The organism is Lysinibacillus sp. NPDC093216 (genome assembly GCF_050280325.1).
In the GTDB taxonomy this organism is placed as follows: domain Bacteria; phylum Bacillota; class Bacilli; order Bacillales_A; family Planococcaceae; genus Lysinibacillus.
This window is the reverse complement of record NZ_JBNNVB010000001.1, coordinates 327343-348358: the sequence shown is the minus strand read 5'-3', so window position 1 is coordinate 348358 and position 21016 is coordinate 327343. Positions and strand designations below refer to the sequence as shown.

Below are 21016 nucleotides of genomic sequence, written 5' to 3'. Positions count from 1 at the left end.
GTTGTGAGCTCATACACACAGAAAAAGGGCTTTGGAGCAACTGTCTGGGAATACATTACAACTGTTGACCATAAAAAGTTAGCAGTAATGTATTTATTAGCCGGTACATTGTTCTTCGCTATCGCTGGTTTTGAAGCGTTATTAATGCGTATTCAATTAATGAAACCAAATAACGATTTCGTCTCAGCTGGTTTTTTCAATCAATTATTAACAATGCACGGAACAACAATGTTATTCCTAGCTGCGACTCCATTACTATTTGCATTTATGAACATGCTTGTACCATTACAAATTGGTGCGCGTGACGTAGCATTCCCGTTCCTTAACTCTTTAGGGTTCTGGTTATTCTTCCTAGGTGCACTATTCCTTCACCTATCATTCTTTATGGGTGGCGCGCCTGATGCGGGCTGGACGTCTTATGCATCATTATCTTTATATTCTCCTGGACATGGTATTGACTTCTATGTTCTCGGTTTACAAATATCAGGGGCGGGTACATTAATATCAGGTCTTAACTTTATCGTTACGATTATTACGATGCGTGCTCCAGGTATGACATTCATGCGTATGCCATTATTCACTTGGACAGCGCTAGTATCAAGTGCATTAATTCTATTCGCATTCCCTCCATTAACAATTGGTTTATTAATGATGTTATTTGACCGTATGTTCGGTGGTAACTTCTTTGACCATTTAATGGGTGGTAATACAATTATTTGGGAACACTTATTCTGGATCTTCGGACACCCAGAGGTTTATATCTTAGTATTACCAGCGTTTGGTTTATTCTCTGAAATTATCCCAGCGTTCTCTCGTAAACGTTTATTTGGATACTCTTCAATGGTATTCGCAACAATTTTAATCGGTTTCTTAGGGTTCATGGTTTGGGCTCACCACATGTTTACAGTTGGTCTTGGGCCAACAGCCAACGCAATCTTTGCTGTTGCAACAATGGCAATTGCCGTTCCAACAGGTATGAAAGTATTCAACTGGATCTTAACTATTTGGGGCGGATCTATTAAAGTTACAACACCAATGCTTTATGCACTTGGTTTCATCCCATCATTCGTTGCGGGTGGTGTTACAGGGGTAATGCAAGCATCTGCACCTCTTGACTACCAATTACACGATTCTTACTTTATCGTTGCTCACTTCCACTACGTAATCGTTGGTGGTATCGTAACAGCGTTATTTGGTTCAGCGCACTTCTACTGGCCAATTTTCTTCAACCGTATGTTAAACGAGACACTTGGTAAAATTACTTTCTGGGTATTCTTTATTGGATTCCATTTAACGTTCTTCGTTCAACACTTCTTAGGTTTAATGGGTATGCCACGTCGCGTATTCACATACAGGGAAGGTCAAGGTTGGGATTCGTTCAACTATATCTCTACAATCGGTGCATTAATGATGGGTGTAGGGGTTATCTTAATGGTAATCAACTGCTTAATGTCAATCAAAGGCAAACCAGCAGGTCGCGATCCATGGGGCGATGGACGTACATTAGAATGGTCAATTCCACAACCAATCCCATTCTATAACTTCCGTCAAACACCACTTGTTCGTGGTTTAGATCCATGGTGGATCGAAAAGCAAGAAGGTAATAAAGAAGTTACATTTGCTGAGCCAATCGGTGATATTCATATGCCAAACAACTCAGCTATCCCATTTGTTATTTCTATGGGCTTGTTTATCGCAGCATTCGGTGCTCTTTATAATCAAGATGCAGATAAACCATGGTCAATTTATATTTTAATTGGTGGTCTTGCAATTACATTTGGTGCTATGATTTTCCGTTCTGTTAAGGACGATCACGGTTTCCACTTACACAAAGAAGAAATTCTTGAAATTGAAGAACATCTTTACGGCAAAGGAGGAAATAAATAATGGATTTCAATACTAAATTTACTCCTCATACTTGGCCAGATCATCCTGAACAAGCGACGATGGAAGGGAAAAATAAAGTTGTTGGTTTCTGGATTTTCCTTGCCTGTGAAGTTGTACTTTTCGCAAGTTTATTCGCTACTTACCTAGCACTTAAGAACAAAGGGCCTGCTGGCATGGAGTTCACAACACAAGATTTATTTGAATTACCTTTAGCTTTTGCTATGACGATGTTATTATTAACATCTTCACTAACATCTGTTTATGCCATTTACCATATGCGTAACTTTAACTTTAAAGCTATGCAAACTTGGTTTGGTATAACATTACTTTTAGGTCTTGGATTCTTAGGTCTTGAAATCTATGAATTCAATCATTATGTAGGTCTTGGTTTTACATTTGACCAATCTGCATTCTCAACTGCGTTTTATTCATTAGTTGGTACACATGGTTTCCACGTAACATTAGGTCTTGTGTGGTTTGCTACGTTAATGCTTCGTAATGCTAAGCGTGGTCTTAACTTATACAATGCACCTAAATTCTTCGTGGCTGCTTTATACTGGCACTTTATCGACGTAGTTTGGGTATTCATCTTTACGGTAGTATACTTGATGGGAGTGATCGGATAATATGTCTTCACACGATACACCTATAGTTGCTAAGTCTCAGGCACAATACGAGTATGATCGTCATCATAATGCCGTTCATATGCGTAAACAAGTTATCAACTTTGCGATTATGATTTTCTTTACGTTTATCGCATTCGCAGTAGTTGCAGCTGATTTTTCTAAATACTTAATATTACCGCTTATTTTATTGCTTGCTGGTGTTCAAGTTGTTCTTCAACTTTACGCTTTCATGCACTTAGAAGACAAAAAAACACACTTCGGTGGTGTAATTGGCTTCTTCATGTGGATGGGTATTTTAATCGCATTTACATTCTTCTTAGCATTTTTAACAATTATTTGGTGGTAATCACCAAAAAAGCACGTTCTCTACTTCGGTAGGAACGTGCTTTTCTTTTTGGGTTCTATTCACGTTATAGTGATGAGCCGGTATGAATTAATATAATTCATGTGAGAATGATTTTCGTTCCAGGTTACTCGCGTTCCTGTGGGCGAGCGTCGAGCCGCTTCCTTCGCTGTTGTTGTTGCTGTCGCTACGCTTTCGCACAGATAAAACATTTGCTGCCGCTACGTTAGCACTACGCTTTCGCACAGAAAACATCCGCTCCGTGCAGGGTCTCGCCTGTCTCGCTTTCCCACGGGAGTCGAGTAGCCTTCCACTCCAATCAGCAATAGCGTAGAATTTTTATAAATTTTATTCATTTCAATAGTGGACGCTATGGATAACACACCATAATGAATAGAATAGACTTGTAACAGTGACGTAATTGTACATTTCTGTTGGTTTTACACAGACAAACCCTTTTGCTAAAGATACGTTTTCATTTAAATTAAGAGAATACATGCTATGTGAATCAGTTGATTGGAGTGGAGACTGGGCGACTCCTCGGGGATTAGCAATAGAGGAGCGAAGGCTAAAACCATCACGTCCTGTGATAACGCCTTCGTGACCAACATCGTGTTGGCCCGAGACCCTGGAGCGAGCAGCGCGAGTGAAGCGGCTCATCGGACGCCCCCAGGAAAGCACCCAGCCGGAACGGAAATCACCCCACGTTATGATGATGAGCTAGCAAAAAATAATATAATTCATGTTGGGTTTTTATACTCTGAATATTTTTTCTATAAATATGATAATCCTGTAAGAGAGGTAAACTGTAGATAGTAATTTGTTCACCTTTCGTTCATTGCAGAATAAGTGTAAGCGTTCTATAATAGGGGTACTGAAGTTAAAGGAGTGCGTTCTGTATGCCACTTAGTATATTTGGTTTCCAAGCTTTATGGAGCCCATACTTAATAGGGGTTCTTGTTTTCATAACAGTCATCTATTTTCTAGTCACAACAAAGTGGCGCAAGGATTTTAAAGTAAGTGAGCCTTTGAAAAAGGAAGAGGCTATTTATTTTGTACTGGCAATGGTAACGATTTATATTATTAAAGGATCACCGATAGATTTAATGGCGCATATTATGTTTACGATGCATATGGTGCAAATGGCTATTTTATTGTTACTTGTACCGATTTTCATAATTAAGGGAATTCCTTGGTGGGTATGGAAAGTAGCGATTGAAGCACCGGTTGTTAAATCTTTATTTAAAGTATTTACACTCCCTGTCGTTGCGGTATTTGTGTTTATTGGTTTATTTTCTTTTTACCACTTACCTGCAGTATTAGACTACATTAAATTAACCGAAACTTTACATGGTACATATACGTTTGTATTATTTGTTTCTGCAGTTTTAATGTACTGGCCTTTGATTCAAAAGATGCCTAATCGTCCGCAAATGAAACCTTTGTATAAATTAGGCTATATCATTGCGAATGCGGTATTAATTACACCTGCGTGTGCGTTAATAATTTTTGCACCAAACGCTATGTATGAAACATATACAAATGGTGATGCATGGCTAAAGGCAATGGAACTTTGCGTACCAGTTTCCACATTATCTAGTTTATCTCTTTCAGGACCAGAGCTCTTTACAAATATGTCAGCTGTTGCCGATCAGCAACTAGGCGGTGTTTTAATGAAGATTTTACAAGAGCTTATTTTTGGGGTATTACTCGGATCAATCTTTATTAAATGGTATCGTTCAGAACAAAAGGATCCTGATAAAATTACTGCTGATGCATTAAAAGAACATCAAAAGAAATGGGAAAGTCAACAACAACAACATCAGTTGTAAAAAAGAAACTTAAATTTGTATAAGGGGTTTTGTAAATGGAATTGCAAATTTTGCCTACTATAAGTACGTCATTCATCGTTATTAGTGCTGTACTTGTAGCTATTGGTTGGGGCTTAATTATAAAAGGAAAAGTAGAGGCACATAAAAAAGTAATGCTTGCAGCAGGAGTTGCAGCACTTATCTTCTTTATTATATATGCTACACGTACAGTCTTTATTGGTAACACGGCTTTTGGTGGCGGAGAAGATTTAAAGCCATATTATACTTTCTTCTTAATTTTCCACATTACTCTCGCAACAACTGGAGCAGTATTTGGAATTGTTAGTATTATTTCTGGTTTGAAAACTAATCTCAAGCTTCACCGTCGTATTGGACCGATTACAAGTATTATTTGGTTCTTCGTAGCTATTACCGGAGTTTTAGTATACATTTTACTATACGTAATGTTTGAACCAGGTGAAACAACATCTGTCTTTAAAGCTATATTAGGCATTTAACCTCTTTCGGCAGGTGTTTAAACATTTAGTACTACGCTTTCGCACAAAGAACATCTACCGGCTTAAACACAAAGCCAATTCAGGACGCAATTATGCTGAGGCATAATTGATAAAAAAAATCTCCCTCCTTATTTTTGAGAAGGTGGGAGATTTTTTATGGATGTTTGATTAAATAGGGAAACGATGACAACAACGAGTAAAGGACCAATTAAAATACCGAAAAATCCAAACATTTTAAAACCGATAAACATGGCAATAAAGGTTGTTAGTGAGGAGAGTCCAACTTTATTTCCAATAACTCTAGGCTCAATCATTCGTCGAACTAAAAATTGTGCGATCGTAAGTATGACTAATATAAAAGCATAGATATATTCGCCTGTAAAGGCTTTGTATATTGCCCAAGGAATAAGTAAAATAAATGAATCTAAAAAAGGTACGAAATCTAAAATGACTAGTAAGAGTGCTAAAATAAATGGGAATGGTGTTTTAAGAAAATAAAAGGTTCCAAAAGCTATAGCAAAAATGCAAATACCAACTAAAAATTGTGCTTTTACAAAACCAAATAAAGCCAGTTTTACACGCTGTCCAATAAATAGTATTTTTTGATGATAGTGAAACGAAATAGGTGCTAACATTTTACGGTTAATATTCGGTAGTTCTAAAAGAAACATATATAGTACAATCCAATAAACAAAAATATCGAACAAACGAGAAGTTATATACGTAATTGAAGATGACCAAACATTTACATTTGTTAAAGAAAGAGCATATTTCTCGATTGAAGATAGAGCCCGTGCTATCATAAGTTGAATCTGTATAACAAGATCTAAGGGCAAGTGATAAGTATAGTTGGAAAGCTTGGATTGTGTTTGAATCCATATTGCTGATAACTGATTGAGGTACTCTGGAATATGAATGATAAATGTTGAAAATTGTTTCCAACTTATAAATATAATGAGAATACATAATAGTAATGTCATGCTTGAAAAGAACAAGAAAAAAATAGATGCGACTATTTTGCGTTTTTTTCGGAACCGTTTACTAATTCGTATGATGACAGGTTCCAATAATAATGCAGTTACGTAGGCAAGCAGTATGGGTAATGACAGGGATATAAACCAGAGAATTGCAATTCCGATAGCTATAACGATGATCGGATGGCGAAAAAAGGGGTGTTTTAAAAATTGTAACATTTATCTCACCTACATCATGTAAAAGATATAGTTAGTATGAGGAGAAATAAAATTTTTACTCAAAATAAAAAAGACTGGACCACCAGTCTTTTCAGATTTAGCTATTGCACTGCATGCTACTGTTGCCGATTTACTGTTAACCCTAATAAAAAATAAAATAATTTCGATGTTTAATCGACATGTATGCAAAGTGAAAATAACTATCTAAAATTATGCATGAATTTCAAAAGCTTCTAGGTCTAGTTTAACCTTTTTTAAGATTTCTTCACATTTTTTTACAAGATGAGCTGGATAAACTTCATCATCACCATACTCAACACCGTGTGGATAGTAGTACTTACCAAGTGCTGGTTTCATTAATGTTAGAATTGCATCGTGTGCACCAACATCACCAGATTTAGCATATGAGAATACACGTAGATAATAACGACCTTCGCGAGTATCGAAACGCTTATCAAATGTCATACGTTCGTAATCCCAGCCGCCATCACATTCTAAACCGTTTTTTTTCATGACGCTTACAATAAGTTCTTGATCAGCTGTTAAATTTTCAAGGTTAGTATTTTCGAAATACATCTATAATCCTCCTTTAGGTTCTCGTACAAAGTATACGCTCATTTTTATAATAGAGCATATTCGACATTGTTGCAATGACAACATTGTGTCAACCCAATTACAATTGATATAGTAAATAGAATAATGTGATAAGAAGGAGTCATGTATGAAAGCTTTATTTCGCATTTTTATGGCATGTGCTGCAATTGCATTGATTGGCTTTATGTTTTTTAATACACCACCACGTGAAAATGAGCCATTAAAAGGCCCAAATGCCAATTCAAATATTATTCCCAAAACTGAATTAAAACAGCCTGAAATGGGAGCAACGACACGTCCGAAAAGCGGGATGTCGACATTAATCGGTCAAGAAGCTAAGGTAGTTTTGGAGAAATATGGTGAACCAGCACGAAAGGAACCATCCTCCTTTGGATATGATTGGTGGGTCTATAACTCCAGTTCCTCTACATTTTTTATGGTAGGCGTTGACAATAATATTGTGACACAAGTTTACATTGCTGGTGAAGGTTTGGATGCTACTCCTTTTAAGGTTGGTCAGAAGCGCGATGATATATACCGAATGACAATTATTGATTATGAAGTAACTGCGAATGTCGGTAAAAATATTTTCGTTTTCTCGATGAGTGAAGAAGATATGCAGACACGACTGCTTGTGAAATTCGATGGGCTTTTTGCACAACTTTATATAGATAGAGAAACGGGTAAGCTACAAGGAATACGCTTTACTAATAGTAAAACCCTTGTTCTTCATCAACCGTATGAAATGACTTATCAAGGTGAGCTAGTTATACCAACACCACCATCTTCCTTTTTACAGCAGGAAATTAATGTAGCAAGTGCTGCACAGCTTGACGATTTAATAAATGTAACAAGAGTTCAACATGATTTAACACCATTAAATATTGATGATTCATTAGAAGAAGTTGCAAAAATGCATAGTGAAGATATGAAGGTTCACAATTTCCTTGCTCATGAATCACCAACAAATGGAGATTTAAAAAAGAGATTAGGAACACAGGGAATCGAATATAGTGAGGCGAATGAAAATCTTGCGACTGATTATTTTGATGCGATTGAAGCAATGCATGGCTGGCTTAATTCACCTGAGCATCGAAATGTCATTTTAAATGATAAATATACGACAGTGGGATCTGGAGTATTTTTAAACTATTATACGCAAATATTTTTAGAATCTTCTTCTCAGGGGCTGGATAGTGAGAATAAAGACTCTGAGGAACCAGTAGAAAATATTGATGAATCATCACCATAAATAGAAATTTGAGACTGAAGATAAACTTGGCGAAATCAAGTTTATTTTCAGTCTTTTTCATTTTTAACTTCTTTCAGCAATTGTATTGTATAGCGAAAACGAAGCGCCAGCTACAAATGTCTTTTGTACCGAAAAGCGTAGAAAAGGTACATAAGACTCCCACCTCTATAGGTGAGATTAAGCACAATAATCGCCTACATTTTTCGTCACATCGTTACATACGCCGTCATATGATAGAGAACCGAAAGGGGGAATGAAGCTTGCAATTAGCGGAGCTATTAAAAGATTGGCCATGTAGCGTAACTGGGGGATCAATTCGCACAACTATTACAGGAGTCGAGGATTATGCTCAGGCAGTAAAACCTGGGGACATTTTTATTGTACGTAAAGGTAAGAAAACATCGGGAAGTCGTTTTGTAAAAGAAGCATTAGCTCGGGGTGCTGCCGCGATAGTATCAGAGGAAAGTATTTCAATGCCTATTACCGATCAAAATATTCCTTTTGTTTGGGTTCCAAATACATCCTTATTTTTATCGTATGCAAGTGCAAAGCTTTCAGCCTTTCCCGCAGAAGCATTAACAGTCATTGCGATTACAGGTACAAATGGTAAAACAACAGTGAGTCATTTTGTGAGCCAATTATTAAGAGCCCTACATAAAAACGTTGCAGTTATTGGAACTGTAGGATTTTTCATCAATGAACAGAAACAACAAACTGTGTATGAGCAATTAACTACATTACAGGCAAAAGAGTTGCATCCGATTTTAAAGCAATGTGTACGAAATGGTGTTACACATGTTGTTTTAGAAGCTTCATCAATGGGATTACAGCAAAATAGACTTGATCATTGTGATATCGATTGTGGTGTTTTTTTAAATTTATCGGAGGACCATTTAGAAGATCACGGAGGACTTGAGGCATATAAGCGTGCGAAAAAAAGGTTGGCAGATTTATCAAAAAAGCTAGTGCTAAATGGAGATGATAATTTTTGCCGTTCCGTCGGTATTTATGATAAGAAAAAATCCTGCTCATTTGGCTTTGATAATCATAATGATTTACATATCCAAATTGTCAGTGAATCATTTGGAAAAACGGTACTTTGTTTACAAACATCATCGACTGAGCATATTGTAGAAATCCCTTTTGTCGGTAAATATCATGTGCAAAATGCTGTAGCTGCGTTAATGACTTTATGGCGCCTAGGCTTCTCAATTGAAGAGATAGCAGAGCATATGTGGTTGTTAAGGCTACCAGAAGGAAGACTTGAGAAAATAGACAATCCATTTGGGATTGATGTGTATGTAGATTATGCACATACTGCAGAGGCATTACAGGCTGTTCTGCAAACTTTTGATCGCTCGAAAACCCTTTACCTTGTATTTAGCTGTGGGGGAAATCGAGATAAGGCGAAACGTTTTGCGATGGGAGCAGTAGCTAGTAAGTATGCGGATGTCATTTTTTTAACAACTGATAATCCACGCGATGAAGACCCAATTTTAATTAATGAAAGTATTATTGCTGGTTTTACTGAGCAGCAATATTATGAAATCTATCTAGATCGGAAAGTTGCTATTCATCAAGCAATAGCAAAGGCAGAAAAAGGTGATATTGTACTTGTTGCCGGAAAAGGGCATGAACAGACCCAACAAATAAAAAATCAAAAATTCCCTTTTTCCGATCAACAATGTATTCGAGATTACTTTTTAAATCTTATGTCTAAGGACGGCGTTGAATGACAAAGAAAGAACCAGTCGCAATAGCAAGTTTTCGTCCTGTCTCATCCTCGATATCACATTCCATCACAAGTGTCTGACGCCCTTTATGTACGAAACGTCCACGAGCGATTAGTTCTTTATTAGTGGTTGTAGCAATATAAGAGATATTCATATTGGTTGTGACAACATTAAAGCCTTCTGGTACTGAACGTGAAGCAAGTCCTCCCATTGCTGCATCTGCAATTGTTGCAATAATCCCGCCGTGTGGTACCTTAATGGTATTATGGATAACAGGTGTAATGGGAATGCGAACTTCGCTAACTTCAGGCTCAAATTTGCCAACCATGTGTAAAGCAGCATTAATATAACGTCGATGAATACCTTGTTGTTTATCGTGAAGGCCAGACAATAAATGTAGTAAAACTTCCTCATCTTCAGCTGTACTATGTTGTAAAATCTCTGCAAGTAATTGTTCTATTTCTTTTTTAGACGATGGTACCAATTTAAAAACTCCTTCTTTTAAAAATATCAATAATGTAAAATTACCATAAAATCTGTTATGATGGGAAAGAGATTGGGGGAATTAAAAATGATGATGACCTCTGACTGGGCAATCATTTTGGATGAGGCCGATGCGCTTTGTGAGATGATTCTTTCCTCTGAGCCTGCGAAAATGCTGCAGCAAGCATATGATGCTGTGTATAGCGATGTCCAAATAGTCGAAGCTATTTATGCATTTAATCGCATGAAAGAGCAGTATGAAGATGTACAACGTTTCGGAAAATATCATCCGGACTATCATACAATTATGAAATCGATTCGTCAGCAAAAGCGCGCACTCGATTTAAATGAAAAGGTTTCAGCTTTAAGAATTGCTGAGAACGATTTTCAAGATTTACTTGATCAAATAAGCTTACTTATAGGGAAAACTGTTTCAGAAGCGGTAAAAGTTCCTGTAAGTAATCCGTTCTTTGCATCAGGTTCTTCATGTGGTGGAGGATGTGGCTCAGGCGGTTCATGCTCTTGCTCTGCATAAACAAGGTAATACTTTTTTTAGACTGTATGTAAACTCGGGTGAGTTTCTATACAGTCTTTTTTATACTATGCTACAGTAGCGACAGCCATAAACATCAGAGTGTAATTACTGCAGAAAAATTGTATAGTAATTGTATAGGCGTTATGGAAATTAAAGGAGGATTAACAGATGAAGACTTATCGAATTGCCGTTATACCAGGAGATGGGATTGGTAAAGAGGTTGTACCAGCGGCGATAGAAGTTCTTGATAAAGCCGCTCAATTAGATGGCAGCTTTCAATTTGAATGGACAACATTCCCTTGGGGTTGTGATTATTATTTAGAGACAGGTAAAATGATGCCTGATAATGGTATTGAAATTTTGAAAGGTTACGATCAAATCTTTTTAGGTGCTGTAGGCATGCCAGATCTAGTACCAGACTACATTTCATTATGGGGGCTACTTATTAAAATCCGCCGTGAGATGAAGCAATCTATTAATGTGCGTCCAGCAAAGCTACTTCAAGGTTTGCCTTCACCTTTACGTAATCCAAATGGCTTTGATTTTGTTGTTGTACGTGAAAACTCAGAGGGAGAGTATGCTGAGAGTGGTGGCAGAATACATAGTGGACAGGATGAGGTTGCGATCCAAAATGCTATTTTCACAAGGAAGGGAACAGAACGTGCAATGCGATATGCATTTGAAATGGCAAAAACTCGACGCCAGCATGTTACAAGTGCCACAAAATCTAATGGAATTACATACAGTATGCCTTTTTGGGATGAAGTATTTGCAGAAGTAGGTAAAGATTACGAGAATATAGGACAAGTATCTAATCATATTGATGCTTTAGCTGCCTTTTTAGTAATGAAGCCAGAAAACTTTGATGTTATTGTTGCATCCAATTTATTTGGAGATATTTTAACCGACTTAGGTGGTGCAATTATGGGGAGTATCGGAATTGCTCCAGCTGCAAATTTAAATATAGAACGACAATATCCATCTATGTTTGAACCAGTCCATGGCTCTGCTCCTGACATTGCAGGACAAGGGATAGCAAATCCACTTGGACAAATTTGGACAGGCAAAATGATGCTTGATTTCTTAGGTTATCATGAGCTTGGCGCCAAAGTGCTAAATGCGATGGAAGCAACATTAGCTGAAGGTATTAAAACAGGTGATTTGGGAGGAAAAGCGACATTACGTGATGTAACGGATGCCGTATTACATCATCTACAATAAAGCAAAACTTTTGGAACAGTGGGGTTTTCTAATTTTGGGTAGGAATTATTAACACCAATCCCTAAATCTATTATAGAAACGAAGCGAGGTGTAAAATCAAAAGAGGCTGGGACAAAAAGAAATGTTAGACCTAGATATAATCGGTCTAACATTTTTTTGATTTTAAATAGGGAATTCACTTTGGTGAAGCGAAAAATTATTATCTCTTTTTGTTATTTTTCAAAATAAACGAGTTCTGTCCCAGCCTCTATTTTTTCCTTAACAATGTATCCCCAAGAGGGATTCCAACCACAACAACCAAAACCGTTAGAATTACCAGGGCTTGAAAAATAAAATACGCAACTTGATCGAACATCGTATCTCTCCTTCTTTTTTTAATAATTCCTACCTTATATTCTGTAATTATCCAACCCTTGTTGAAGAGAAATAAAGCACAAAATCATTCGTGCTTTTAATAATATAGTTTACTTCATTACGACGTATGTATGCACTTTTTATATTTTGTGATCTTCAACAATAGGTCGCGATTGTTTAATATAAGCTTCGCTGTTCTTCTTAAATTAACGAGTTCTTTAGTAGCAGAACTTTGAGCTGTTCAGACAGCTCTTTTTTTATTCAACTTCGTGGCAGAATAATAAAAAGATAAGACAAATGAACAATTATTTAATAAACTAACGATTATATATTAACTACTTTTGTAGGAGGATTACTATGTTAAACTTAACGGAATATTTGTACAAAAAGATAAAACCGATTATTGAAAATTGGAATGAGGAAGGAATATATGCATTATCTTTTTTTGTATATACAAATGAAGCTTCAGATAATATCCCTAATTTTGTAATCAGTTATAATACCGAGGAAGATTGTGAGTATAGTTCACAGCTCAGTGAGCAAAGATGGAATTACGCCTTTTGGAGACAAGATGAAAATGAAATTATTGGCGATGAAGAATCAACAAACATATTATTACAATGGTTTAAGGAAAATGGCATAAAAGATATTGGGTACGAGGACGAAACATTAATGTATGATGAGGATTATAATTATATAGGAAAAGGACCGAACGGATATTATGAGTTTTTACAGGTAGTTTCTAATGTAGCAAAAAGATTACACGACAATAAAGTTATTATACATACTTTTAACAGAGAAATACCCATAATTATTCACGATTTGGAGTATTCTTGGTTTTCAGAAGAAACAACGAAAAATGGAAACCCTGATGGGATAGCCGAGATATTTTTGGAAGCATTACGTCTAGAATTTCCAGAGTGAATTCTTGTATATAATGAACATAACTTATATTTAACTTATTTATTCTTCTTAAAAACATTTAAAATTAAGGGGAGATTGTGAATTTATGTACTTAAAGGCAGCTTTCTGTGTGGGCAAGAGAGTTAGATTTATCCCGGTACCCACTAATTATATAGGTAGAGAAATTAATAAAAGGTAAGGGCTGTTAAAAGAAGGCCCTCACCAATCAATGTGTTAACCATAATAAAATGGAGATTAGGCTCCATTTTATTATTCTTATTTTTGTAGTAAATCTGCAGCAATATCAGGTCGATCTGTAATAATACCTTTTGCACCGTTTTGAATTAGTTTATTCATTGTTGCTACGTCATTGATAGTCCAATAATGAACAGGGATGTTTAAATTGTTCAGAAACTGGATAAACTTTGGAGATTCTAGTGTGATTACTCCTGATTTAGGCGGTATCTGGAATACGTCTACCTTTGGATGATATAAGTGTCCAAACTGGCTTGAGAAAGAAGCAAATGCTTTACGAACATCTGATTCACCTGCACCGAGCGCTACTTGATTTTGTGCATATAAATTAAAGCGATCGATCTGTTCACCGTAAAAGCTTGTGACAACTACTCGATTCTCAGCACCAAGCTCTTCAATTAAACGCCATAGTTTAGATGGCATTAAACTTCCTTCATACGTATCTGGTGCATCTTTAATATCAATATTTACTAACAAGTTTGGATAAGTTTCTAATAGTTCACGTAATGTGACAACGTCTATTTTTTCATCTCGATAAGGAAATTCCCTATCTAAATCTTCAAATTGATAGCCGTGGTTTAGTGCATTTATTTCCGCTAAAGTCATGTCTGCAACAAGTCCATAGCCATCTGTCGTACGATCGACAGTATCATCGTGGAAAACGATAATTTCCTCATCTTTGGTTAAGCGAATATCTATTTCAAAGCCGTCAACACCTAACTGTGCGGCTTTTTCAAAAGCAGGCATTGTATGCTCAGGTGCTATATGAGCACCGCCACGATGTGCGAGAATAATTGGGTGATCAAATTGTAATGCTTGTTTACCTTCTCGTTGTTGAGGTTTAGAAATAGCTTTACTACCTGCCCAAGCCGCTGCACTTGCCGCTGCGATTGCAAGCGCAATCTTTGTTTTCTTACCCATATTCGTCCTCCTTAACAATTAAATTAATATAAATAGTACTGGCAATTTCACTTTTTAACTTTTTTCAGCAATTGTTTTTGTAGCGAAAGCAAAGCGTCAGCTACGATTATGCCGAGGCATAATTGTGAGCAAACAAAAGTTCTACGTAAACTAGTACTCTATAACTTGCATAAGTGAATATAAAACTCTAAGTCAACGTTGTATGCTTTACCATTATAACGGAAAATTGAGCGTTCTGTCAGCTAAACTCTGTTGCTATCATTTTCCGGTCTATGGTATTCTTTTATGTAAGAAATGAGGGGAATACTATGAACGAACGCCAAGGACTAATCGTTTACGTCCATCAATTAAAACATGCGAAGTCTCTTCGAAAATATGGTCATGTTCTTTATATTTCTCGGAGGCAAAAATATGTGGTGATTTATTGCGAGCGAGAGGAAATAGAATCAATGACAACAAAACTACAACGCCTTCCATTCGTGAAAGACGTTGTAAAATCTTATCGTCCATTTGTTAAAACTGAGTATGAAAATGCAAAACCAGATAAAGCGAAAGAATATGACTATAAAGCAGGTCTATAATACTATGTCAACGCCGGGATGTAGTGATGAAGTCTCATTATTCCAATCAGGTATTGATAAAATAGTTTTGATTCCGAAAATATAGAAGAGTGCTTTATTTCTACAACAACCGCTTTTCTATCTAGTCGTTTAATACTTTCTTCAAACATTTTTTGTCGCTGTGAAGGCTGCTCTTCATTATAAGGGATGCCTTCTCGACAAATATAAATCGGCATGAATTTACTTTCACCGACTGGTTTTAAAGCGACTGCTAAAGAGGCAACCTTTTTTTCTTCTTTAGTGGATGTTAGTATAAAGGCTTGGTGGAAGCGATCTTGGTTGGTTTTCACTATTTCAAGTAGCTCATAAACATCACCATAGCCCTCACCTAATTCTATAAATTGTTGTGGCATAAAAATTGCACATCCTTTCCAATACACATAGTATCATGCTGCGGGAGGTCAAGCACATGAAATTTGCAATGAGTTTTTTTTCCATTCTAGCACTAATCATTACCGGAACGTTATTTTTTCAGTACCATGCTTATTCGTCTGACTTAGAGACAGGCAATGGCGAATTCCGTTATTCACAAGAGATAGAAATTGTCTATCGAGAAAATAGCTTGGATATTCGTCAACATTTTAAAAATTTACCCAACCAAAAAGTGAAGATAGAGTGGCCAGAAAATGCGATAAATCCTAGTTGCTTTATCGATAACGAAAAAAGCTGTGATCGCTTATCAAAAGAAGTCTCATATTTTGAAAAAGGGGAGACTAAATCACAATCTGTTTCATACATAATTCCGATTAAGGGTGGCTTAAAAGATAAAATGCTCATCCAAAATGTTTTCGCCACATTAACGAATGGTGAATCATCTTATTCTGTTGTACATATTTCAACGGATAGTAAAATTGTTGGTCAGTGGATAACAGGCTTGCCTTTAGTAGGTCAGCAAAAACTATCACTTGTTAACTATACAATGTTTAGTGGTTATGGTACAGTTCGTGATATTTATTGGCAGACGGGTAATTTAAAAGTACAAGAGCAAACTCCTGTGTTGTCTATTTATGCCCCAGGAGCTATTTCGAAGGATTTTTTGAAATCATTGGAGAATTTTAAGTTTTTGAATGATCAACATATTGCTATTATTCAAGAAAAGAATCCAGTGAAAGAACATGATGACCGACTTTTATTTTTACCAGAGCTAACTGAACAAGCTGTTGAACAGGAAGTTATACTGTCACAAATAAAGTCGCAATATAAGTTTAAAGATTCACCGGCATGGTTGCCAGAAGTGGTGGCATCCTATTTAGTGAAGGATACGATTGGCTCAGATAAAGCAAAGAAAATCGTGAAGACGTTAAAAGAATATATGACGGCTAATCAAGAGTCGGCATGGCAGGAAGCTTTGAATAAACTTGGGGAAGAGCCGATTTCCCCTGCTTCAATGGACGATCTTTTATCCGAGGTATTAGATGCAAAAACGTCTTATTTTAAGTTGAATGCTGCCCAAGAAAGTGGCACATATCCACTATTATTTGAGGATGACCGAAGTATTTACGTGAATGATGTTTTGAGAGAAGATGTTCATGTGATACTTTATGAAGGGCAAGTATTATATAATGCTGATAAATTGTTACCTTATTTAGGTTATACTGCTGGTGAAGGTGAAAATGGATATTATATCAATAGTGATAATCGTACTTTCCGTTTCCCTAAAGAACCAGGATTTTATGTATTTAATCAACGTAGATATTCGACTATTTCAGAACCGCTTATTAAAATTGCCAATAATTATTATGTTGAAGAAGCTTGGCTACAACGATTATTTTTAGTAGAATTACAAAAAAGTGATGGTCGTATCAATATTAAGTTATTAACACAAGAACAAGAATAAATTTTTTTGCAGCGGAGGTTCGTCTTTCGCTGCAAAAATGCTTTTATCTTCAATCAGCAGGTTGTTGTTGCAGCAACAACAGGGTTTTGTCTGTGCGAAAACGAAGCGACAGCAACAACAGGTTTTTTGTCTGTGCGAAAGCGAAGCGACAGCAACAACAGTTTTTTTGTCTGTGCGAAAGCGAAGCGACAGCAACAACAATTACGCTAAGGCGAAATTGATTTATGGAAAAAGAAAGTACGGTGATTTGCCTATGAGAGTTGTAGCAGGAGAACGTAAAGGGATGCCTTTAAAGGCAATTGCAGGGAACACGACGAGACCTACAACTGATAAAGTAAAGGAATCCATATTTAATATTATTGGTCCATTCTTTGATGGAGGTATAGCGCTCGATTTATTTGCAGGGAGCGGTGGCTTAGGTATCGAATCTTTAAGTAGAGGGGCTGAACACGCCGTTTTCATTGAAAAGGATGCAAAGGCGTTCCAAGTACTACAGGAAAACATAAAAAAATGTCGTTACGAGGATTGCTCTGAGCTTTTTCGTATCGATGCGAAGCGTGCTGTGAAAGCGTTATTAAAACGTGATATTACGTTTAAATTAGTATTTTTAGATCCACCATATCATCTCAAAGAATATTATGACTTAGTGCAGATTCTTGTCGACAATGATAAAATTCAACATGATGGCATTATTTTATGTGAGCATGCAAAAGAAGTAGAATTACCACAGAGATTTGGGGATTTTGTATTAAAAAGACAAGAAACATATGGCGGAACGATTATATCCGTTTATCTTCATTCAGAGGGTGTCTAAACACCCGTGGAAATTGATCGTTGCATAGAGGGAGAGGGAGAATAAGTTGTCAGAGAAGATTGCTGTAGTTCCTGGAAGTTTTGATCCAGTGACATTTGGTCACTTAGATATTATAAAACGGGCGGCAGATGTATTTGACACAGTTTATGTTGCTGTTTTAAATAATTCATCCAAGCAGCCGTTATTTTCAGTAGAAGAGCGCATGGCTTTAATGGCGGAGGTTACTAAAGCATTGCCTAATGTACGTATTGAAAGTTCATCGGGGCTATTAATAGACTATGCTAAGGAAAAAAAAGCAAAAGCGATTGTTCGTGGTTTACGTGCTGTTTCGGATTTTGAATACGAAATGCAAATTACTTCGATGAACCGTTTTCTTGATGAAACCATTGAAACGTTTTTCATCATGACAAAAAATCAATATTCATTCTTAAGCTCAAGCATTGTTAAAGAAGTTGCGAAATATGGTAGTGATGTTACTGAGCTTGTTCCTGCTTGTGTTGTAGAAGCTTTAAAAGAAAAGTATGGGTTTGAAAAATAAACTAAAAAAGAGAGGCTAGGGCAAAACTGGCCAAAGCCTTGAAAAGCGCGAGAAATCAATTTTAGCAATGTTGATTTCTCGCGCTTTTTGGATGTGAATTTTTCCCTGTTTTTATTTATTTGACAAAAAATGGATTCTAAAATTATCATAATATTTTCTGCTATTTTATGTGGTTCTTCGGAGGGAAGTTATAAGAGTAGGGAAATGATTGAATTCCTCTGCTGTGCTTACTCCTAAGTCCGATCTTTACTCCTCGCTCCAATCAAAAAAACTTAAATGCTAAACCTTTTTTTACTCTAAAGAACGATTATTTATTTTAAGAAAAAAAGAGCATAAATAGTGGGTACAATGATTATGCTAAGTAGGCGGAATTTTATATAGGGTCGAACGGAAAGCTTGGCTGATTTCGCGATTACGAAAATTTGTAAGTGAATGCTTATACTTTGCATTGTTAACAACATAACAACTAGTAACGGTAAATATGGAAAGTTTGGAAAAGCTGAGACGGTCATTTTAAGACCATTTGTAACTTCAAGAATAGCGGCTATGGAAAGCTCAGCTGTATAGGGAAGTTTAGGTAGCAGTGAGTCTAAGCCTTGTTGGACAATCGTCTGGATGGTAGTGAAAAAAATTATTGTAGTTCCAACTAATAGTATTGTCGGTGCTGTTTCTTTAATGCTTTCAGAAAATGGTGCTGTATGCAAAGGTGTATTGTGTATGGAGATGCTAGGAGGATCTGTTTTACGAAATAAGAAGTAACCAGTTATTAAACAGCAAATATTAAAACTATGTAGTAAACATAAAAACATCCATCCGAACGTATTACTGTGTAATAAATCAAGGCTTACAAATCCTAGAACGAAAAGAGGACTAGGTGCGTGACATACGGCTAATAAAAAATTTGCTTCTTTTGGATGTAGTTGCCCACTGTTTTTTAAGTAAACAATCGTTGTTGCTCCAGATGGATACCCCCCGAGTGCGCTAATAATGTAGGCTTGTACGTATAGAGAAGCTCTTTTTGTTTTCGTTCGCATAGGAGCCGTTAAACGGAGAAGCCATTGCGTTAAAATAAGGTAAGGTAATAAATACGGGAAAAGGGCCTCCATAAATAGGTTTAAACCTAAATCAGTACCGTTATGAGCAGTTTGTGGGAATAACAAGAGTAATAGAATAAGAACTATGCAAATCGCTATTTGAATTATCGCATACATGTTATCATCTCGTTTCAACTTTTTGTCATTCACATAGGCAAATGCTAAAATCAATATATGTAAAAAAGGCAAAAACATGAACGTATGGTTTTGTGAGCGTCCTAGGAGGTGTTTTTCTTTGAAGAAAAAAATTAGTATTTATGCAGTGTTATTAGTCGTGATTTGTTTTTTTATGTTGTACCGACTAGACGCTTATATCATGAAGCCAGGAAGTGCTTATGATGTCAGTAAATTTGTTAACGTCGAAAATAGCCATACCGATGATAAAGGATCCTTGAGTTTAATGACGGTGGCTATGCAGCAAGCTACGCCTTTTTCATATGTATGGGCGAAAACTCAAAAATATCAAAAATTAATGGATATTGAACAAGTTCGAAATCCATTAGAGGATGAAGAGGAATATAATGTTCGACAGTTAAAATTAATGTCTGATTCTCAATTTAATGCAAAGTATGTAGCTTTTCAGAGGGCTGGCCTCCAAACAAAAATTCTCTTTAATGGTGTTTTTGTATTAAATGTATTAGATGGCGGTGCTTCAGATAATTTGTTAAAAGCTGGTGATGAAATTATTGAGGTTGATGGACAAAAAATTAAAAACCAACAAATGCTTGTAGACCTTTTAAAGCCGAAGCAACTTGGTGATAAGGTGACAATTAAATTTGATCGTAATACAAAAGAACAAGAGGTAACGATTGCATTAAAGGAAATCCCTGAGTCAGAAGAGAAAAGGGCAGGGTTAGGTATTACTTATACTGAAAGTAAATCTATTGAAACAAATCCAAATGTGTCAATGAAAACGGAGGATATTGGAGGTCCGTCTGCTGGGTTAATGTTTACCTTAGAAATTTTAGACCAACTTCTCGAAGAAGATTTAACGAAAGGTTATGCTATTGCAGGGACAGGGGAAATGCTGGTTGATGGCTCTGTTGGAAGAATTGGTGGAATAGACTATAAAGTCATTGCTGCTGATCGCGATGGTATGGAAATCTTTTTTGCACCAGATGATGAAATTACTCCAGAAATGAAAGCTAAATATCCTGAACTGGAATCTAATTATGCTACAGCAGTAAAGACTGCGAAAGAAATTGGAACAAAAATGAAAATAGTTCCGGTTAAAACTGTGGATGATGCGATCGAATATTTAAAACAGTTACAGCCGAAATAAAGTTTTTTCTGTAGCGTGGGGTTGATTTCCGTTCCGGCTGGGCGCTTTGTTGCTGACGCTTCGCTTTCGCGCAGAGCAGAGCTTCCTAGGGGCGTCCGATGAGCCGCTTTTACGTTTTAACAAAATGACATCCAACTTTTTAGTTTGAGCGGGACCTTTTCAGGAATTATCACCCAACTTTTAAATTTTATCTACCAACTTT

General features: G+C 36.5%; 22 protein-coding genes. 15 read left to right on the top strand and 7 right to left on the bottom strand.

Annotated features, from left to right (window positions below; all coding sequences use genetic code 11):
- Nucleotides 1-3 precede the first annotated feature (3 nt).
- The 3 genes from ctaD to ACQKOG_RS01725 are packed head-to-tail and all read left to right on the top strand — an operon-like array spanning nucleotide 4 to nucleotide 2859.
- Complete coding sequence (ctaD, locus tag ACQKOG_RS01735) at nucleotides 4-1887, top strand: cytochrome c oxidase subunit I (RefSeq protein WP_415731790.1); 1884 nt, start codon at nucleotides 4-6, stop codon at nucleotides 1885-1887.
- Nucleotides 1887-2513, top strand: coding sequence for a cytochrome c oxidase subunit 3 (locus ACQKOG_RS01730; protein WP_132357625.1), 627 nt, complete (start codon nucleotides 1887-1889; stop codon nucleotides 2511-2513). Before ctaD ends, ACQKOG_RS01730 begins: the two co-directional genes overlap by 1 nt.
- Nucleotide 2514: 1 nt before the next feature.
- Complete coding sequence (locus ACQKOG_RS01725) at nucleotides 2515-2859, top strand: cytochrome C oxidase subunit IV family protein (protein ID WP_053594672.1); 345 nt, start codon at nucleotides 2515-2517, stop codon at nucleotides 2857-2859.
- A 354-nt stretch (nucleotides 2860-3213) separates the two neighbouring features.
- Here the strand turns inward: ACQKOG_RS01725 and ACQKOG_RS01720 are convergent, their stop codons facing one another.
- Entirely contained in the window at nucleotides 3214-3516 is a 303-nt protein-coding gene (locus ACQKOG_RS01720; protein ID WP_427444636.1) for a hypothetical protein, read from the bottom strand.
- A gap of 239 nt (nucleotides 3517-3755) precedes the next feature.
- Between ACQKOG_RS01720 and ctaG the strand changes: the two genes are divergently transcribed.
- A complete protein-coding gene (gene ctaG, locus ACQKOG_RS01715) occupies nucleotides 3756-4688 on the top strand; it encodes a cytochrome c oxidase assembly factor CtaG (protein WP_402868251.1) in 933 nt (310 codons plus the stop codon).
- A gap of 35 nt (nucleotides 4689-4723) precedes the next feature.
- Entirely contained in the window at nucleotides 4724-5185 is a 462-nt protein-coding gene (locus tag ACQKOG_RS01710; RefSeq protein ID WP_370083100.1) for a DUF420 domain-containing protein, read from the top strand.
- 128 nt (nucleotides 5186-5313) lie between these two features.
- Here ACQKOG_RS01710 and ytvI read toward each other — a convergent pair whose 3' ends face one another.
- Both ytvI and ACQKOG_RS01700 read right to left on the bottom strand, forming a co-directional pair.
- The gene (ytvI, locus tag ACQKOG_RS01705) at nucleotides 5314-6378 is read right to left on the bottom strand and encodes a sporulation integral membrane protein YtvI (RefSeq protein WP_370083098.1); all 1065 of its coding nucleotides are present in this window, start codon (nucleotides 6376-6378) and stop codon (nucleotides 5314-5316) included.
- A gap of 210 nt (nucleotides 6379-6588) precedes the next feature.
- Nucleotides 6589-6954 (bottom strand): YugN family protein, encoded by a 366-nt coding sequence (locus ACQKOG_RS01700; RefSeq protein WP_370083096.1) that lies wholly within the window; start codon nucleotides 6952-6954, stop codon nucleotides 6589-6591.
- A gap of 145 nt (nucleotides 6955-7099) precedes the next feature.
- On the opposite strand from ACQKOG_RS01700, the gene ACQKOG_RS01695 reads away from it, so the two are divergent.
- Both ACQKOG_RS01695 and ACQKOG_RS01690 read left to right on the top strand, forming a co-directional pair.
- Complete coding sequence (locus ACQKOG_RS01695) at nucleotides 7100-8224, top strand: CAP domain-containing protein (protein WP_427444631.1); 1125 nt, start codon at nucleotides 7100-7102, stop codon at nucleotides 8222-8224.
- Nucleotides 8225-8484: 260 nt separating this feature from the next.
- Nucleotides 8485-9960 carry a UDP-N-acetylmuramoyl-L-alanyl-D-glutamate--2,6-diaminopimelate ligase gene (locus ACQKOG_RS01690; protein ID WP_370083092.1) on the top strand — a complete coding sequence of 492 codons (1476 nt, stop codon included), beginning with the start codon at nucleotides 8485-8487 and terminating at the stop codon, nucleotides 9958-9960.
- On the opposite strand, the gene ACQKOG_RS01685 is transcribed toward ACQKOG_RS01690, so the two are convergent.
- A complete protein-coding gene (locus ACQKOG_RS01685; RefSeq protein ID WP_370083090.1) occupies nucleotides 9941-10441 on the bottom strand; it encodes a PaaI family thioesterase in 501 nt (166 codons plus the stop codon). The genes ACQKOG_RS01690 and ACQKOG_RS01685 overlap by 20 nt on opposite strands.
- A gap of 87 nt (nucleotides 10442-10528) precedes the next feature.
- On the opposite strand from ACQKOG_RS01685, the gene ACQKOG_RS01680 reads away from it, so the two are divergent.
- From ACQKOG_RS01680 to ACQKOG_RS01670, 3 genes are all read left to right on the top strand, one after another.
- Nucleotides 10529-10975, top strand: coding sequence for a YlbF family regulator (locus ACQKOG_RS01680; RefSeq protein ID WP_370083088.1), 447 nt, complete (start codon nucleotides 10529-10531; stop codon nucleotides 10973-10975).
- Between the two features lie 168 nt (nucleotides 10976-11143).
- Nucleotides 11144-12196, top strand: coding sequence for a tartrate dehydrogenase (locus ACQKOG_RS01675; protein WP_427444626.1), 1053 nt, complete (start codon nucleotides 11144-11146; stop codon nucleotides 12194-12196).
- Between the two features lie 711 nt (nucleotides 12197-12907).
- Nucleotides 12908-13474, top strand: coding sequence for a hypothetical protein (locus tag ACQKOG_RS01670; protein ID WP_427444624.1), 567 nt, complete (start codon nucleotides 12908-12910; stop codon nucleotides 13472-13474).
- 255 nt (nucleotides 13475-13729) lie between these two features.
- On the opposite strand, the gene ACQKOG_RS01665 is transcribed toward ACQKOG_RS01670, so the two are convergent.
- Nucleotides 13730-14629: a glycerophosphodiester phosphodiesterase gene (locus ACQKOG_RS01665; RefSeq protein ID WP_427444621.1), complete on the bottom strand. Its 900-nt coding sequence runs from the start codon at nucleotides 14627-14629 to the stop codon at nucleotides 13730-13732.
- Between the two features lie 308 nt (nucleotides 14630-14937).
- Here ACQKOG_RS01665 and ACQKOG_RS01660 point away from each other — a divergent pair, with 308 nt between their 5' ends.
- A complete protein-coding gene (locus tag ACQKOG_RS01660; RefSeq protein WP_132357596.1) occupies nucleotides 14938-15210 on the top strand; it encodes a YlbG family protein in 273 nt (90 codons plus the stop codon).
- A 2-nt stretch (nucleotides 15211-15212) separates the two neighbouring features.
- Here the strand turns inward: ACQKOG_RS01660 and ACQKOG_RS01655 are convergent, their stop codons facing one another.
- Nucleotides 15213-15602 carry a DUF7147 family protein gene (locus tag ACQKOG_RS01655; protein ID WP_370083080.1) on the bottom strand — a complete coding sequence of 130 codons (390 nt, stop codon included), beginning with the start codon at nucleotides 15600-15602 and terminating at the stop codon, nucleotides 15213-15215.
- A 56-nt stretch (nucleotides 15603-15658) separates the two neighbouring features.
- Between ACQKOG_RS01655 and ACQKOG_RS01650 the strand changes: the two genes are divergently transcribed.
- The 3 genes from ACQKOG_RS01650 (at nucleotide 15659) to coaD (ending at nucleotide 18438) form a co-directional block, all read left to right on the top strand.
- Nucleotides 15659-17086, top strand: a complete 1428-nt coding sequence (locus ACQKOG_RS01650; RefSeq protein WP_370083078.1) for an RNA polymerase II — start codon at nucleotides 15659-15661, stop codon at nucleotides 17084-17086.
- Nucleotides 17087-17339: 253 nt separating this feature from the next.
- Nucleotides 17340-17900, top strand: coding sequence for a 16S rRNA (guanine(966)-N(2))-methyltransferase RsmD (gene rsmD / locus ACQKOG_RS01645; protein WP_370083076.1), 561 nt, complete (start codon nucleotides 17340-17342; stop codon nucleotides 17898-17900).
- Between the two features lie 46 nt (nucleotides 17901-17946).
- Nucleotides 17947-18438, top strand: coding sequence for a pantetheine-phosphate adenylyltransferase (gene coaD / locus ACQKOG_RS01640; protein WP_370083074.1), 492 nt, complete (start codon nucleotides 17947-17949; stop codon nucleotides 18436-18438).
- Nucleotides 18439-18749: 311 nt separating this feature from the next.
- Here the strand turns inward: coaD and ACQKOG_RS01635 are convergent, their stop codons facing one another.
- Complete coding sequence (locus ACQKOG_RS01635; protein WP_370083072.1) at nucleotides 18750-19649, bottom strand: hypothetical protein; 900 nt, start codon at nucleotides 19647-19649, stop codon at nucleotides 18750-18752.
- Between the two features lie 118 nt (nucleotides 19650-19767).
- Here ACQKOG_RS01635 and ACQKOG_RS01630 point away from each other — a divergent pair, with 118 nt between their 5' ends.
- Nucleotides 19768-20814 carry a SepM family pheromone-processing serine protease gene (locus tag ACQKOG_RS01630; protein WP_427444616.1) on the top strand — a complete coding sequence of 349 codons (1047 nt, stop codon included), beginning with the start codon at nucleotides 19768-19770 and terminating at the stop codon, nucleotides 20812-20814.
- The last annotated feature ends 202 nt before the right edge of the window (nucleotides 20815-21016 follow it).